Source organism: Devosia sp. P2_G7, assembly GCF_056403495.1.
Map to the genome: position 1 here is coordinate 519,024 of NZ_JBFUFI010000001.1, position 14,628 is coordinate 533,651.

The 14,628-nt window shown below is 66.3% G+C and carries 14 protein-coding genes and 1 riboswitch; of the genes, 2 read left to right on the forward strand and 12 right to left on the reverse strand.

Annotation, left to right across the window (positions count from 1 at the left end; translation table 11 throughout):
• Nucleotides 1–3 precede the first annotated feature (3 nt).
• The 9 genes from AC1DWU_RS02660 to AC1DWU_RS02700 form a co-directional block, all read right to left on the reverse strand.
• Nucleotides 4–1,425 carry a protein adenylyltransferase SelO gene (locus AC1DWU_RS02660; protein WP_477148403.1) on the reverse strand — a complete coding sequence of 474 codons (1,422 nt, stop codon included), beginning with the start codon at nucleotides 1,423–1,425 and terminating at the stop codon, nucleotides 4–6.
• Nucleotides 1,422–2,615, reverse strand: a complete 1,194-nt coding sequence (locus tag AC1DWU_RS02665) for a class I SAM-dependent RNA methyltransferase (protein WP_477148404.1) — start codon at nucleotides 2,613–2,615, stop codon at nucleotides 1,422–1,424. Before AC1DWU_RS02665 ends, AC1DWU_RS02660 begins: the two co-directional genes overlap by 4 nt.
• Before the next feature lie 46 nt (nucleotides 2,616–2,661).
• A complete protein-coding gene (locus AC1DWU_RS02670; protein ID WP_477148508.1) occupies nucleotides 2,662–5,520 on the reverse strand; it encodes an FAD-binding and (Fe-S)-binding domain-containing protein in 2,859 nt (952 codons plus the stop codon).
• Nucleotides 5,521–5,613: 93 nt separating this feature from the next.
• Nucleotides 5,614–7,590 (reverse strand): NAD(P)-binding protein, encoded by a 1,977-nt coding sequence (locus AC1DWU_RS02675; RefSeq protein WP_477148405.1) that lies wholly within the window; start codon nucleotides 7,588–7,590, stop codon nucleotides 5,614–5,616.
• 74 nt (nucleotides 7,591–7,664) lie between these two features.
• Entirely contained in the window at nucleotides 7,665–8,486 is an 822-nt protein-coding gene (locus AC1DWU_RS02680) for a PadR family transcriptional regulator (RefSeq protein WP_477148406.1), read from the reverse strand.
• 154 nt (nucleotides 8,487–8,640) lie between these two features.
• Nucleotides 8,641–9,447 carry an MBL fold metallo-hydrolase gene (locus tag AC1DWU_RS02685; protein WP_477148407.1) on the reverse strand — a complete coding sequence of 269 codons (807 nt, stop codon included), beginning with the start codon at nucleotides 9,445–9,447 and terminating at the stop codon, nucleotides 8,641–8,643.
• A gap of 174 nt (nucleotides 9,448–9,621) precedes the next feature.
• Nucleotides 9,622–10,233: a hypothetical protein gene (locus AC1DWU_RS02690; RefSeq protein ID WP_477148408.1), complete on the reverse strand. Its 612-nt coding sequence runs from the start codon at nucleotides 10,231–10,233 to the stop codon at nucleotides 9,622–9,624.
• Between the two features lie 113 nt (nucleotides 10,234–10,346).
• Nucleotides 10,347–10,904, reverse strand: a complete 558-nt coding sequence (gene rplS / locus AC1DWU_RS02695) for a 50S ribosomal protein L19 (RefSeq protein WP_477148409.1) — start codon at nucleotides 10,902–10,904, stop codon at nucleotides 10,347–10,349.
• Between the two features lie 221 nt (nucleotides 10,905–11,125).
• Entirely contained in the window at nucleotides 11,126–11,710 is a 585-nt protein-coding gene (locus tag AC1DWU_RS02700; RefSeq protein WP_477148410.1) for a HupE/UreJ family protein, read from the reverse strand.
• 34 nt (nucleotides 11,711–11,744) lie between these two features.
• A riboswitch (cobalamin riboswitch) is annotated at nucleotides 11,745–11,937 on the reverse strand.
• Nucleotides 11,938–12,036: 99 nt separating this feature from the next.
• On the opposite strand from AC1DWU_RS02700, the gene AC1DWU_RS02705 reads away from it, so the two are divergent.
• The gene (locus AC1DWU_RS02705) at nucleotides 12,037–12,384 is read left to right on the forward strand and encodes a hypothetical protein (RefSeq protein ID WP_477148411.1); all 348 of its coding nucleotides are present in this window, start codon (nucleotides 12,037–12,039) and stop codon (nucleotides 12,382–12,384) included.
• A gap of 46 nt (nucleotides 12,385–12,430) precedes the next feature.
• Nucleotides 12,431–12,991 carry a copper chaperone PCu(A)C gene (locus AC1DWU_RS02710; protein ID WP_477148412.1) on the forward strand — a complete coding sequence of 187 codons (561 nt, stop codon included), beginning with the start codon at nucleotides 12,431–12,433 and terminating at the stop codon, nucleotides 12,989–12,991.
• 8 nt (nucleotides 12,992–12,999) lie between these two features.
• Here AC1DWU_RS02710 and trmD read toward each other — a convergent pair whose 3' ends face one another.
• Genes trmD through rpsP form a run of 3 tightly spaced genes read right to left on the reverse strand, consistent with a single transcriptional unit; the run spans nucleotide 13,000 to nucleotide 14,624 of the window.
• Nucleotides 13,000–13,680: a tRNA (guanosine(37)-N1)-methyltransferase TrmD gene (gene trmD, locus AC1DWU_RS02715; protein ID WP_477148413.1), complete on the reverse strand. Its 681-nt coding sequence runs from the start codon at nucleotides 13,678–13,680 to the stop codon at nucleotides 13,000–13,002.
• The gene (gene rimM, locus AC1DWU_RS02720; protein ID WP_477148414.1) at nucleotides 13,677–14,216 is read right to left on the reverse strand and encodes a ribosome maturation factor RimM; all 540 of its coding nucleotides are present in this window, start codon (nucleotides 14,214–14,216) and stop codon (nucleotides 13,677–13,679) included. Before rimM ends, trmD begins: the two co-directional genes overlap by 4 nt.
• 3 nt (nucleotides 14,217–14,219) lie before the next feature.
• Nucleotides 14,220–14,624 (reverse strand): 30S ribosomal protein S16, encoded by a 405-nt coding sequence (rpsP, locus tag AC1DWU_RS02725; protein ID WP_477148415.1) that lies wholly within the window; start codon nucleotides 14,622–14,624, stop codon nucleotides 14,220–14,222.
• Nucleotides 14,625–14,628: the final 4 nt, after the last annotated feature.

Below are 14,628 nucleotides of genomic sequence, written 5' to 3' on the forward strand. Positions count from 1 at the left end.
CCCTCAGCTGCCCGAATACGCCTCGCGCATCTCCTCGATCTCCCCCAGCGTCTCATACAGCGGCCGCCAGTTGTCCTCCTCGGCGATCGGCGCCCACAGCGCCTCCATCTCGTCGATCAGCATGGTCCGCGGCGTCGCCCGCTTGAAATACGGATGCTCGAGATTGGCGTCTGCCGCCCGCGGATGTGCCGCGATCAGCCCCCGCAACTTCTCGAACGCCTCGCTCCGATAGTGCTCCGCCGACGGGCTGGCGAACGCCCTCGCCTCGTCCCCGCCGCGCCAGTCGAAGAAGAACTGCTCATACGGTGCCTGCGTCGCATGCAGCGCCGCGAACACTTCCTGCACCAGCGCCGAATCCGCCTCCACCCCGAGCGACTCTAGCCCCAGCCGCTCCAGCATCGCCTGCCAGATCGAGCGCTGGAACGCCGGCCAGAAGCGGTTCAGCGCCGCTTCCAGCTCGTCATGCTCGCCCAGCGGCAGCAGCACCTCGGCCAGCCGCGTCAGGTTCCACGCCAATGTGTCGGGTTGCTTGCCGAATGCATACAGCCCCCACTCGTCGAAATATGCCGCCGTGAACGCCGGATCATAGGTCGGCAGGAACCGCCACGGCCCGTAATCGAAGCTCTCGCCGGTGATGTTGATGTTGTCGGTGTTGAGCACCCCGTGCACGAACCCCGCCGCGATCCACCGCGCGCCCGTCTCCGCCACTGCCTCGCTCACTGCACCCAGGAACTTCGCAGCCCGCCCGTTGTCGCCCTCGACCCACAGTTCCGGGTAGTAAGCCCGCACCGAATGGTCGAGCAGCCCCCGGAGCCGTTCCTCTTCCTTCAGGTAGCTCAGCCTTTGGAACGAGCCGATCCGCGTATGCCCATGTGAGAGCCGGACCAGCACTGATGACCGCGTCGGCGACGGCTCATCACCGCGCTGCAGCTCCTCGCCGGTCTCGATCAGGCTCAGCGATTTCGAGGTATTCACCCCCAGCGCCTCGAGCATCGCCGTCGCCAGCACCTCGCGCACCCCGCCCTTGAGGGTCAGCCGCCCGTCCCCACCCCGCGACCACGGCGTCCGCCCCGACCCCTTGGTCCCCAGGTCCATCAGCCGCCCGTCATTCAGATCCTCGAGCTGCGCATAGAGGAAGCCCCGGCCGTCGCCGAGCTCCGGATTGTAGGTCTGGAACTGATGCCCGTGATAGCGCAGCGCCAACGGCTCGCGGAACGACCCCGGCAAGGGCTCAAACTTGCCGAAATGGTTCACCCACTCCACGTCCGTCAGCCCATCCAGCCCCACCGAAGCCGCCGCCCGCTGGTTGCGGTAGCGCAGGATATGCTGCGGAAACTCGGCGGCTCTCACCTTGTCGAAGTAGCCCTCGCCGAGTTCGGCATGGGTGGTGCGGGGCTTGAATGGCGTCACTGTGGCAGCCCTCACCGCCGAAACACTCCGACGACCTCCACATGGGTCGACCAGGCGAACTGATCGACCGGCGTCACGCTTTCGATCCGATATCCGCCATCGATCAAGATCGCCGCGTCACGCGCAAACGTCTTCGGCTCGCACGACACCGCTACCACCGTCTTCACCTTGCTCCGCGCCAACTCCCTCGCCTGCGCCTCGGCGCCGGCGCGCGGCGGATCGAACACCACCGCGTCGAACGGGTTGAGCTCGATCGGCGCCAGCGGGTCGCGGAACAGGTCGCGCACCTTGGCCTCTACTGGCTTCAGCCCCTGCACGTGGTTGAAGGCCTTGACCAGTGCCGCAATACCCAGCCGGTCGCTGTCCGCGGCATAGACCCGCGCGCCCTCGGCCAGCCGCAGCGCGAACGGCCCGACCCCCGAGAACAGGTCGGCCACCGATTTCACCTTGCCGACACCCTCGACCACCAACTGCGCCAGCGTCTCCTCCGCCGCCGCCGTCGCCTGCAGGAAGCTCGCGGGCGGGATCTCAACCATGGCCTTGCCCATCCGGATGGATGGCGGATGCGCCATGAACACCGGGTCGCCATTGAAGGTCAGCCGCGCCAGCCGGTGCGTCCGCGCAAACTCGGCCAGCTGCGCCGGCTTCAGCTTCCGCTCCGACTTCACCGAGAGGTCGATGCCGGTGTCGCTGAGCGTGAAGCTCACGTCGCAATCCCCGGCGAGCGGCTGCAGCGCCCGCGCGATCCGCGGCGCGTGCTTGGACAGCGTCGGCACGAGGATCGGGCACGCATCGATGTCGAGCACCTCGTGGCTTTTCGCCCGCATATAGCCCGCGCCGGCCTTCCGCACATGCAGCGTCGCCCGCCGCCGTCCGGTGCCGGTCGCATCCACCAACGGCTTCACCACCGTCTCGACCTCGGCATGCTGCAGCGCGATCTCGACCAGGCTCCGCTTGAAGCTGGCGTAAGTCTCACGGTTCATGTGCTGCAGCGAACACCCGCCGCAAACCCCGAAATACGGGCTGATCGGCTCCGCCCGCGCATCGCTGGGCTCGATAACGCGCAGCAGCGTCCCGCGCTCCCCGTCGCGCGAAATCTCCACCCGCTCGCCTGGCAGCGTGAACGGCACATACACCCGTTCCCCGCCGATCTCCGCCACGCCGTCGCCGTGCTGCCCGATGCTATCGATAAGAACTTCTGTCATGGGGGCGCTCTAGCAGGCTTTTGGGCTACTGAACATGGCAGCCCCCTCAGCCCACCGGCTGGCTCACCCTCTCCAGCAAGCTCGCAATCGACACGAACGGTATTCCCATCCGCTCGCTCAACCCAGTCGCGCACGTCGACACCGTCGACAGGCCGATCTCGCACCCATCCGGGATCTGCGCCTTGCCGAACCGCGTGCCATGTTCATTGAGCTCCGGCACGAACAGCCCCTTGTCCCCGGCATAGCCGCAGCAGCTGATGGCATCGAGCACCACCACTTTCCCGGCGATCACCGCCGCCAGCACGTTGATCGCGTCTTGCTCCTTGAGCCGCTGCGCCGAGCAGTTGTGGTGCACCGCCACTGCCGGCAGCGGCCGCGTGATCTTCAGCCGCGGCAGGATTTCCTTGAGCAGGAACTCCGCCGAATCCATCACCGCCGCTTCGCCCGGATGCTCGCGCATATGCTTGGCGCAGGTCGAGGCATCGGTCACCACCGGCAGCGCTCCGGCCTTGCTCAGCCCATCAAGGGCTGCCCGGGTCGACCCGCCAACCCGCTCTGCCTCCGCCGGAAACCCCTTCGACAAGAACGGCTGCCCGCAGCACTGCCCATCGAGTTTTTCCGGCACCACAGGATCGAACCCCGCCCGCCGCATCAGCTCGAGCATCGCATCCGTCGTCGGCAGCAGCCCGTTCTCACGCGTCGGCGCCCCGAACATGCGCGTCGCGCAGGAGGGGAAATACACCACCTGCCCACGCGGCGCGTCCGGCACGTGCACCGGCTTCGGCGCCCCCGGTCCCACCCGCAGCGCCGGCGACAGTCGCGGGATCGCCCCACCCGTCATCTTGCGCGCCAACCCGGCCAGCGCATCGGTCGCGCCATCGCCGATAATGGTGCGCGAGAACGCCTGCGCCCCCACTGCCAGCTTCATGCCGCGCTCCACCGCCAGCGTGTGCCCGCCGACCAGGTGCGCTGTCTTCCGCTCTGCGTCGGTCCGCCGCCGCGCCCGTTCGCCGATCACCATCCTGCCGGTCTCGATCCCCACCGGGCAGCGCAGCGCACAGACATTGCCCGCCGCGCAGGTGGCGAGCCCGGCATACTCAAAACCCTCGTCCAACGCCTTGAGCCGCGCCGGGTCCTCACCGGTCGCGTGCAGTCGCGCCCGCTCGCGCGTCACTACGATGCGCTGTCGCGGGCTCATCGTCATGTGATGGCTCGGACAGGCCGGCTCGCAGAAGCCGCACTCGATGCACATGTCGACCACGTCGTCGGCCAGCGGCATCAGCTTCAGGTCGCGCACATGCAGCTGCGGGTCGGGATTGAGCAGCACGCCGGGATTGAGCAGCCCCTCGGGATCGAACAGCGCCTTGATCCGGTACATCACGCGATAGGCGCTCTGCCCCCATTCCAGCTCGACGAAGGAAGCAATCGCCCGCCCCGTGCCGTGCTCCGCCTTGAGGCTGCCGCCATAGGTCACCGAGACGAGTTCACCCAGCGCCACCGAGAACCGGTCGAACCGGTCCGCCTCCTCCGGGTTGGAGAAATCCGCCGCCATCTGGAAATGCAGGTTGCCCGCCAGCGCATGCCCGAACAGCACGCCATCGACATAGCCGTACTCGTCGAGAAGCTTCCGCATGTCGATGACGAAATCGGCCAGCTGGTCGACCGGCGCCGCGACGTCCTCGGTGAGCATCGTCGTGCCCTTGGGCCGCGTTGCCCCAAACATCGGAATGAAGCCCTTGCGCATGTCCCACAGCAGGTGCGCCCGTTCCGTGTCGTCGGCAAAATCGATGTCGGTAGCGCCCTCCTCGCTCAACACCGCGACCGCCGCCGCGATTTCCCGCTCCAGCGCCTCGGGGCTCTCCGCCGAAATATCGATCAGCATCGCCGGCGAGCTCTCGGTGAAGAACCTGAGATAGGGCTGCATCACCGGCAAATGCGTCACCGCCTCGAGCGCCCGCCGTTCCAGATACTCCGCCGCCGTCACCCCATGCGTCTGCTGGATACCGCCATTGGCGAGGCGCGAAATCGCCCGCCCACAGGAATAGGGATCGGGAAACGGGATCAGCCCGGTCACTTTGAACGGGTGCTCCGGAATGGTGTTGTAGGTCACCTCGGAAACGAACCCGAGCGTCCCCTCGGACCCGACGATCAGGTGGATCAGGATGTCGATGGGATCGTGGAAATCGACCAGCGCGTTGATCGAATAGCCGACGGTGTTCTTGATCCGGTATTTCTTCCTGATCAGCGCCACCAGCTCGGCATCGGCCATCACCTCGTGATGCAGCCGCTGCAGCCCCTCCAGCAGTTCTGCGTGCGAGCGGCGGAACGCCTCGATCGAGGCCGGATCCCCCGAGTCCAGCACCGTTCCGTCGACCAGCATCACCCTCAGCCGGGCCATCGTGTGGTAGGTGTTGTAGGCGACCCCGCAGCACATACCGGACGAGTTGTTGTTGACCACCCCGCCGATCTTGCAGGTGGCCTGGCTCGCCGGATCGGGCCCGAGCTTGCGATTGAACGGCTTCAGCGCCTTGTTGACGTTGGCGACGATGTTAGCCGGCCCCAGCGTCACCTGCTCGCCGCCCTCATGCACGGTGAGCTTCCGCCAGCCGTCGCCGAGCACCGCCAGTATCCCGTCGGTGATCGACTGGCCCGAGAGCGAGGTCCCGGCGGCCCGGAACGTCAGCGGCAATCCTTCGGCCCGCGCCGCCTCGATCACTGCGCGCACCTCGTCCTCGGTGTTGACGATCACCACCACCGCGGGCACCAGCCGATAGTGGCTCGCATCGCCGGAATAGGCGTAGGTCATCACCGGGTCGGTCATGATCCGGTCCTGGCGGATCACCTCCCGCAGCCGCGCCACCACCCCTCGCGTCGCCGCAGCCCGGTTCACCCCGATCGGGGCCATCTCGTTCACGTCCCTACCCGCCCTACTGTCTTGCCCTGGCATGTTAGTGCCATTCGCCGGGGCGAGATAGTCGGGCCCGCGCCGCGCGGTACGCTACGAGACGATTTCGACCTTATCGGCCGGCGGGCCGGGGAAGGTGGCAAAGCCGGTGATCACCCCGCCGCCGAGTAGTTCGTCGACCGCCCGCCCCGCCTGGTCGATAGCCGAATGCGCGTAGGCGTAGGCGCCCGAATCCGAGTTGGCGATGGCGATCCGCCCCCAGCCTTTGCGCGCCGTCTCGATCGGCAGCGGCCCATCCGGCCAGAACTGGTCCCACGGCCGCATGTACTCGAGCGCGTAGCCGTGACTCCAGCGGTTGCAGGTGATCGCCCCGATATCCCGCGCCGCGTCGAACCCCTTGTCGCCCAGCGCGCGGTTCAGCATGTCGCGCACCTCGCGCTCCATATCCTCGAAGCTGATCGCCGTAAGCGTCTGCCGTCCCATCGCCGCCTGCTCGCGGGCCGAGCTTCCCGGCTCCCCGGCCACCACGATCTTCGCCACATGCAGCAGCACCGGATCGGCCGGCCCCTCCGCGAACTTGTAGTCGCCGACGCTCACCGGAAAATCGATCGAGGCGCCCAGCCAGAACCCGCCCGGCGCCTCGAAGCCGGAAATCCCGGCATCGGCGAAGGCCTGCCAGTTGTTGACCAGCACATTGGTGTAGATCAGCGGGATCTTCACCTGGTCGTCCAGCGCTTCGATCTGCGCCTCGCCGACCTCGTCGCTGAGATAGCGGATGATCCGGTGCCAGCACGCGAGCACGACCTGCTTGGTTCGCACGGTCTTGAGCTTTCCGTCCTCGACATAGGTCACGGTGACGCTCTCAGCCGAAGCCGGATCGCCATCGTGCTTCACCTTCACCACGCTGGCATTGAGCCGCAGGCGCGTGTCGTTCTCCGCCGCGTCGAGCGCATCATAGTCGAGCCGGCCGTTGACCAGCTCTTCCATGCCCGTGCCCGCAAGCGCCTGGGGGATCAGCTTTCGCACCAGCGCCCGTGCCACGCCGGCGTTCCCGTCGGGGAAGTGGTAGATGTAGTCGTCCGGGTCGACCAGCACGAGCCGCCCCGACGGGCTCATCGTCTTGAACGGGTGCTCGCCCAGGTCCATGCCGCCGAACCCGGGGTTCCAGTTGCCCCAGGCATCGAGCGCAGTCACGCCGTCGATCCCCATGCCGAAATACTCGTGCGTCGACTCCTGGAAATAGGCCACCAGTTGCGGATCGTACCCGCAGATCCTGGTGAGGAAATCCGCATAGGTGGTCTCGGCGAGGATCTTGAACTTTTCTTCCCGCGTCTTGCCCTCGAGGTAGTCCTTTGGGGCGTCGATCAGTTCGATCAGGTTCGTCTGCGCCTTGGCGTTCAATGGCGTCTGCGGCACCCAGTCGGCGGCGACCTCGGTCTGCACCACTAGCCTGTCTTCGCCGAACACCTCCTTGCGGAAGAACGTCGCATCGCCGAGGCCATGCCGCTCATACCAGCCGCTGTCGTAGTAGCTCTCGAACTTGTCGAGCTCGACCCCCACATCGGCCAGCACTTCCATGACCAGCGGCGAAAAGAAGCTCGGTGTCTGCAGCGACTGGCTGCCGCCGTAGCCGATCACCGTCCTGCCATTCGCCGTGGTGAACTCGTTGCGCTGCGCATGCCCGCCGAAATCGGCATTGTTCTCGAGGATCAGCACCCTGCCCGGCTTGTGCTTCTGATAGAGCTGCGCCGCGGCCAGCCCCGAAATGCCGCCGCCAACCACCACCAGGTCGTAGTTTTCACCGGTTGCCTCGGGTGCTCCGGCACTATCCCAGAACGTGCCGTCGCGCAGTGAGTGCGCCACGCCCATTGCCGTTTCGGAGTGTCCGCGCAGTTGCCCCATCGCCGGCGGATAGGCCGAGGGAGCGGCGGCCTGCGCAGCGTCGGCGCCGAGGCCCAGCTGCGCCGCCGCAACACCGCCTACGGTCAGCGCCACTCCGTTGAGGAAATCCCGCCGGCTGATCAGCCGGTCCATCCCCAGTTCACGATCACGCTCGGACCGGTCCGCCATAGTAAAAACTCCCGCCGCTCATTCTGCCTCAAGCATCGGAGCAGGCGGGAGTTCTTGTCAATCACGGCAATATCTTAGCCGAGGTCGATATCCGTCGCGTCCTCATCAAAGCCGCCACGAATTTCCTGCGCAGCGCGGCGAAGAATCTCCGCCACTCGACGGTCGTCCTCGGGCCCGCGCCGGATCGCTTCCTTGATCGCCTTCTTCAGCGCCTTGCGCGCTTCGTTCACTTCCGGCGCCACGTCGTCGATATCACGGTCGGACCGGGCTGGGCGCTCGGGCCGGTCGGGTCGTGCCGGATGCTCCGGATGCGGCGGCGGGCCGCCGCGATCGCCGAACCAGCCGCCCCGGCCAAACTCCCGCCCCATGCCGCGAAATCGGCTGCGGAATTGTTCCGCCTCCTCCGGGGTGAAGGGAAAGTCCTGGCTCGCCATCCGCTCGCGCAGATGCTCCATGCCCGAGCCGGCCTTCGCGAGAAAATCCAGTGTCGACGCGATCGCCTCGCGATTGTCGTTGAGGTGCGCCCGACCCTCGTCGGTGATGGTGTAGAGCTTCTTGTTGCCCTCGGCGGCCGAGGTCACATACCCCGCCTCCTCGAGATAGGTCAGCGCCGGATAGACGATGCCCGGGCTCGGCGAATAGAAGCCGTGCGAATGCTCCTCGATCGCCTTGATCAGGTCGTAGCCGTGCCGTGGCTGCTGTTCGATCAGGAACAGCGCCACGAGCCGCAGGTCACCCGAGGCCAGCATCCGCCCGATGCGGAAATTGCCTCCGAACCCGCCCCAGTCGCCGGGATTGATGCCGCCTTCGAAGTTGCCGAATTTGCGAAACCCGCGCCGCGCCATGGCCTCCATGCGCCGCCAGTTCCGGTCCCACCTATGGTCGTGATCATGCATGACTGCACTCCAAGATATATCTTACGATAGCCGCAAGATATGCCTCGACCACGGAGCGTTCAAGATAGCTCTCAAGATATATCTTAAGTCAGCGATACTGCCTTGATCCTCCTCCGCGTGGCGGCGGAGGGGGCGGCCACAAGCACGAAGCGAGCTACCCCGCGATCGCCTTCACATACCGCTCCGCCGAAGCATGCACCCGCGCCTTCGCATCCGTCGTCATTACCCGATCCCACCACGCCGAGTAGATGCGGTCATACGCAAACCCCTCAACGCAGCCGACGATTCGGTTCACCTCGCGCGCCGGCAGCGGGATCAGGTTGGGATAGGAGTACATGAAGCTCACCCAGCGCGTGTCCGGCACCACCATGATGGTGTCGCCGGTCATCAGCACGCCCTTGCCGTCCTCGCCCGGCCAGTGCAGCGCCGTCGAGCCCTCGAAATGCCCGCCGCAACGCACCAGCGTCACCCCCTGCCCCAGGTCCAGCCGCTCGCCGTTCCAGTACTTCACCCGCTCCGACGTCCGCATCACATACTGCCGGTTCGCCTCATGGATATGGATCGGCACCCCACCCAGCGCCTCCGACCAATCGACCATCGAGGAATAGAAATGCGGATGCGAAATCGCCATCGCCCGCACCCCGCCCAGCTCCTTTATCCGGGAAACCGCCTCATCAGTCACCAGCGGCGTACAATCCCACAGGATGCCCCCGCCCGGCTGCCGGATCAGCAACATCCGCTGCCCGATGGCAATCTGCGGCGTCGCCCCGATACCGACGAGCCCCGGCTCCTGTTCCTTGAACTCGATCGTGTGCTTGGCTTGCAGCTCCGCCAGCGTCGTCCACCGCTGCCCGGCCGCCGTCACATACTGCCGCTCGTCATCACAGATCGCGCACCGCTCCGGCGGCGCCTCGGACGGTGCATGGCCAACGCCACAGGTGACGCAGATGAAGGATTGCATCGGAAATCTCCGGTCGAGTGGTGCTGCCGGAGTGATTGATAGCGGAGTCGAAGCAGCTTGGGCACCCGATCGCCACAGCCACCACCTCCCCCTCGACGGGGGAGGCAAGCGCAGCTTGTGAGCGAAGCGAACTAGCGTAGCTCGGAGGGGGTGCGCGGAGCCAGTATGTGGCCTCTAGGCCACCAGCCCCTTCCACACCTCAAGCTCGTCCAGCGTCTCGCCCGCTCCCGCCAGCGCGAACTGGTAGATGTCGAAGCTTCCCACCATCACGCCGTAATACCCCGGCCGCTCGCGTGCCTCGTGCTTGAGCCGCAGGATCAAGTCCCGGTCGCAGTTCGACAGATCCGCACGCAAATTCGCATCTCGCGCCTGGCGCACCGCGAAATCGAAAGGCTCCCAGCCCCAGATGTCGCACTTCCATTCATTGCCGGCGAAATCCTTGAACTCGATGCCCCAGTAGAGCCCGGCGCCGAGCGGATGCGGGTCAACATAGTCGTTGAGGAAGCTCGCCTTGTGCAGCTGCAGCCCGGCCCGGTCGAACTGGATGGCGATGTCCGCGGCGAGCCCGGCCCACTCGGCCCAGCGTTCCGCCTCGCACGGCATGTGGATGTCGATGTCGCGCCACACCATCAGGTCATAGCCGGCACTGCCGGTCACCACCGCCTCGCCGAAGCGGGCATTGAGCAATTCGAGCAGGCCGGTCTCAACCAGCACATTGCGGGTCTCGTTGCGGAGTTCGGCGGCCAGCCGCGCCCTCTCTTCTGCGTCCTGAAGAGCTGCGTCCATTCCAAATGTCCCTCTTTGGAATCCGTCCCGGGGCATCCCGACCCCGGAATCAAAAGCCCGGCTCGTGAGCCGGGCTGAAAATCTAGTGACGTAAGCGCCGAAACTGTGGCGGCTTACTCGGCCTTGGGCTCGGCGGCAGCCTCGGTCGCGGCAGCGGCCTCGGCGGCAGCAGCAGCGGCGGCCTCGGCAGCGTCCTTCTCGGCGAGTTCCTTCGCCAGCGCCTCGGCGGCGGCGATCTTCTCAGCCTCGCGGGCGTTCTTGGCTTCGATGGCGGCTTCGCGCTCACCGGCCTCGATCTTCTTGGTACGGGCGCCGACGTTCTCGAAGATACGGGCGGCCTTACCGCGACGGTCGCGCAGGTAGTAGAGCTTGGCGCGACGCACCTTGCCGCGCTTGATCACTTCGACGCGGTCGATGTTCGGCGAGAGCACCGGGAACACGCGTTCCACGCCTTCGCCGTACGAAATCTTGCGCACGGTGAAGCTTTCCATGATGCCGGTGCCGGAGCGGGCGATAACCACGCCCTCGTAGGCCTGCAGGCGTTCCTTGTCGCCTTCGCGGATCTTCACCCAAACCTTGACGGTATCGCCGTGGGTAAATTCCGGATGGGCGCCCTTGGCGAGCAGCTTCTCGTGCTGCTCCTGATTGAGCTGTTCGATGATGTTCGACATCTGATGTTCCGTTCGTCTTTTTCAAAGGAGCGTTTCGCCGGCTTTCGCCGACCGCCCGGTCTTGGTTGCACGGATTTTTATGCATTATTGGCCGAGCCGAAGCTCAAGCGAGCGGGGCTATAGATGAAGAAAGCCCGCGAGTCTAGAGCAGGTCTAGGGCTCGCGGGCCTTTGATGTCACTTCGATGTCAGCCGCGCGACACTAGTCGCTGCGGACGAGGCTCAGAGCCAGCCAGCCAGCACCCCGACACCGCCCAGCGCGAACACGCCGCCCGCCACCTGCGCAACCGTCTTGCTGTACTTGCCGACGAGCTTCGATACGCCCATCGCCGCCCCGATACCCGCCGTGTGCAGCAGCGCGGTCGCGACGATAAAGCCCGCTGCATACTCGAAGCCCGAGGCATCCACCGGCATTTCGGCGCCATGCGCGTGGCCGTGGAAGACCGCAAACACCCCGACCAGGGCCGAAGCCGCCACCACCGGCATCGGCCGGCCGAGCGCCGCAACGCCGCCGATCACCACGCTCGACAGCGCAATTCCCAGCTCCACGAACGGCACGTCGATCTGCCCGACGCCGAGCATGAAGCCTACCGCCATCATGCCCACGAAGCTCAGCGGCACCAGCCACAGCGCCTTGCCGCCCAGCACGTAGGCGAACACGCCCACCGCCACCATGGCGAGCACGTGGTCGAGGCCACCCACCGGGTGCATGAAGCCATGCAGGACCCCGGAGGCGTCGCCGTGCCCGGTATGGGCGAAGGCGGCCGTCGGAACAGCAATGAGCAGAAGAGCCAGTAGCGCGCGCATAAATATCTCCATCTCGGGACCCACCGTCCCGCTCGCGTATGTTTCACTGACGGCCGGTCTCCTGGCTCCGGGCATCTCCCACTCCGCCTTCCCAGTCGCAAACCAGTGGCACGCTGAGTGGAAGTCAGGCCCGTTACAGTCGCGGGGGCGGCGCCGGCATCGCCCGAAGGCCACCGGCTTCCCGTTTCACGCATCACCCGATGCGCACCGTCGCCTTATCTCTGTCAGGTCTGGGTAGCGAGATCAACGGCAAGCCGCGCATTTGCCGCATGACGCGGCACCTCCTCCTGCGCTAGAGGAGCAACGTCCAACCGGGATAGCCGCCAGTGCTGAATGCGCGAAACATGGGAATCGAGGTGCTGCGCGCGGCTGTCGTGCTGGCGCTGATCTTCCTCAGCTTCGCCCACACCCCGGTCACCGCGGCTACCACCGGCCCCGATGTACTCACCGCCGCGCTCGACCTCAGCTATTGCGGCGACCTCCCGGACGAGCCCAAGTCGCACGCTCCCTGCCACGCCTGCCGCATCGGCGGCGGCGCCGACCTTCCCCCGCCTTGCACCCTCGCCCTCCCGGCCACCCTCGTCGCCGCGGTTGCCTATGGCGCGATGCCGGTGCTGGTGCAGCCGGCCACCTCCATCCGCCCCTTCGACGCCCGCGGACCACCTCTCGCCTGATCTTCCTCGCCTCGAATTCCCCAATTCCATTCGAAAGATCAGTTCAATGAACCGTCTCCTCATCCCGGCCCTGCTGGGCCTTGCCCTTGTCGCCACCCCGGCCTTTGCTCACAATGGCCTCATCCACGAGGGTTGCCCCACCGGCCAGGTGTTCACCGCCGGCGACCTCACCATCACCGGCGCCTACACCCGCGCCATGCTGCCCAAGGCACAGGTTTCCGGCGGCTATCTCACCATTGAGAACAAGGGCAGCAGTGCCGATCGCCTGCTCGGCGGCAGCACCCAAGCCGCCAAAACCGTCCAGGTTCACCAGATGAAGATGGAGGGCGACATGATGAAGATGGGCGAAGTCGAAGGCGGCCTCGAAATCCCCGCCGGCGGCACTGTCGCGCTCTCCCCGGGCGGCGACGCCTATCACCTGATGCTCATGGGTGTCGGCACGCCGTTCGAAGAGGGCCAGTGCCTGCAGCTGACGCTGAAGTTCGAGAAGGCCGGCGAGGTGCCGGTTGTGCTCAACATCGGCGGCGCCGCAGCCGACGCTGCGCCCGAGGGCGAGATGAGCATGCCGATGGATCACTCGGACCACCAGATGACCCCGGCGCAGTAAGCCCGGCGCTACTTCAGCAGATCCGGCCGGCGCGCCCGCGTGAGCTTCTCGCTCTCGGCGCGCCGCCACTTCTCCACCTTGCCGTGGTCGCCCGACGTCAGCACCGCCGGGATCTCGCGCCCCTCAAACAGCTGTGGCCGCGTATATTGCGGGTATTCCAAGAGCCCGTTCTCAAAACTCTCGTCGGCATGGCTCTCCGCCGCACCCAGTACCCCGGGGATCAGCCGCACCACCGCCTCGAGCAGCACCATGGCCGCGACCTCGCCGCCGGCGAGCACATAATCGCCGATCGAGACTTCCTCGAGCTGCCTGGCCTCGATCACCCGCTGGTCGATCCCCTCGAACCGCCCGCAGACGATCACCGCCCCCGGCCCCGCCGCCAGCTCGCGCACACGCTCCTGCGTCAGCGGCTTGCCGCGCGGCGACATCAGCAGCCGCGGCCGAGCATCGCCTTCCGGCGACACCGCATCGATGGCATTCGCAAGAATGTCCGGCTTCAGCACCATCCCGGCGCCGCCGCCCGATGGGGTATCGTCCACCGTCCGGTGCCGGTCGGTGGCGAAATCGCGCAGCTGGGTGGTCGAAAGGCTCCACAACCCATCCGCAATGCCACGGCCGATCACCGAGGCGCCGAGCGGCCCCGGGAACAGTTCCGGAAAGAGCGTGATGATGTGAGCTGAAAAGCTCAATCGGGTTCTTCTTCGCCCGGATCCGCCTCGATCGGCGGATCGATCAGCAGATACCCGTCCTTGACCCGCACCTCCGGCACAACGGTCTTGGAGAATGGGTAGAGATAGGTATCGCCCGAGCGCGGATCGCGGATTTCGAGCAGGTCGCCGGCGCCGAAATTGGGCACCGCCATCACCTCGCCGATCTCCGAGCCGTCCGACAATCGGGCTTTCAGCCCGATCAGGTCGGCATGGTAGAAATCGTCTTCGTCGTCCGGCTCCGGCAGCAGCGCGCGGTCAACGTAGAGTTCGACCCCGTTGAGCTTTTCCGCCGCGTTCCGGTCGTTCACCCCCTCGATACGCGCCACGAGCACATTCGTCGTGGTGCGCGCCGAGAGGATTTTGATCGTCAGCCCCGGCTTGTCGGTCGACAGCGGGCCATAGGAAACCAGCGCCAGCGGGTCCTCGGTGAAGGACTGGATGCGCACTTCGCCCTTGATCCCATGGGCCGCGCCAATGCGGCCCATGAGGAGCTTGTTGTCGCCCGCTTGCGCCACGGCTTACTCGGACGCGGCTTCGGCTGCCGGCTCTTCAGCGGCGGGGGCGGGAGCGTTCTTGGCTTCCTCGGCGGCGGCGGCGGCAGCAGCCTTCGCCTCGGCGCGCTCGGTCGCCTTCTTGCCCGGCACGGCCTTCTCGGGGTTGTTGCGCGCTTCGCGCTTCAGCAGGCCCGCGGCGTCGAAGAAACGGGCGACGCGGTCGGTCGGCTGGGCGCCGACGCTCAGCCAGTGGGTGGCGCGCTCGGTGACGAGGTTTACGCGCTTTTCCTTGTCGGCGAGCTTGGGATCATAGGTGCCGATCTTCTCGATGAAGCGGCCATCGCGCGGCGAACGGGCATCGGCGACGACGACGTGGTAGTAGGGGCGCTTCTTGGTGCCGGCGCGGGCAAGGCGGAGTTTCAGCGACATAGGT

Excerpts from the sequence above, each read along its gene's own strand:
- AC1DWU_RS02665 (WP_477148404.1), bottom strand. The coding sequence starts at position 2,615 with ATGACAGAAGTTCTTATCGATAGCATCGGGCAGCACGGCGACGGCGTG.
- AC1DWU_RS02670 (WP_477148508.1), bottom strand. The coding sequence starts at position 5,520 with ATGGCCCCGATCGGGGTGAACCGGGCTGCGGCGACGCGAGGGGTGGTG.
- AC1DWU_RS02675 (WP_477148405.1), bottom strand. The coding sequence starts at position 7,590 with ATGGCGGACCGGTCCGAGCGTGATCGTGAACTGGGGATGGACCGGCTG.
- AC1DWU_RS02680 (WP_477148406.1), bottom strand. The coding sequence starts at position 8,486 with ATGCATGATCACGACCATAGGTGGGACCGGAACTGGCGGCGCATGGAG.
- AC1DWU_RS02685 (WP_477148407.1), bottom strand. The coding sequence starts at position 9,447 with ATGCAATCCTTCATCTGCGTCACCTGTGGCGTTGGCCATGCACCGTCC.
- AC1DWU_RS02690 (WP_477148408.1), bottom strand. The coding sequence starts at position 10,233 with ATGGACGCAGCTCTTCAGGACGCAGAAGAGAGGGCGCGGCTGGCCGCC.
- rplS (WP_477148409.1), bottom strand. The coding sequence starts at position 10,904 with ATGTCGAACATCATCGAACAGCTCAATCAGGAGCAGCACGAGAAGCTG.
- AC1DWU_RS02700 (WP_477148410.1), bottom strand. The coding sequence starts at position 11,710 with ATGCGCGCGCTACTGGCTCTTCTGCTCATTGCTGTTCCGACGGCCGCC.
- AC1DWU_RS02710 (WP_477148412.1), top strand. The coding sequence starts at position 12,431 with ATGAACCGTCTCCTCATCCCGGCCCTGCTGGGCCTTGCCCTTGTCGCC.
- rpsP (WP_477148415.1), bottom strand. The coding sequence starts at position 14,624 with ATGTCGCTGAAACTCCGCCTTGCCCGCGCCGGCACCAAGAAGCGCCCC.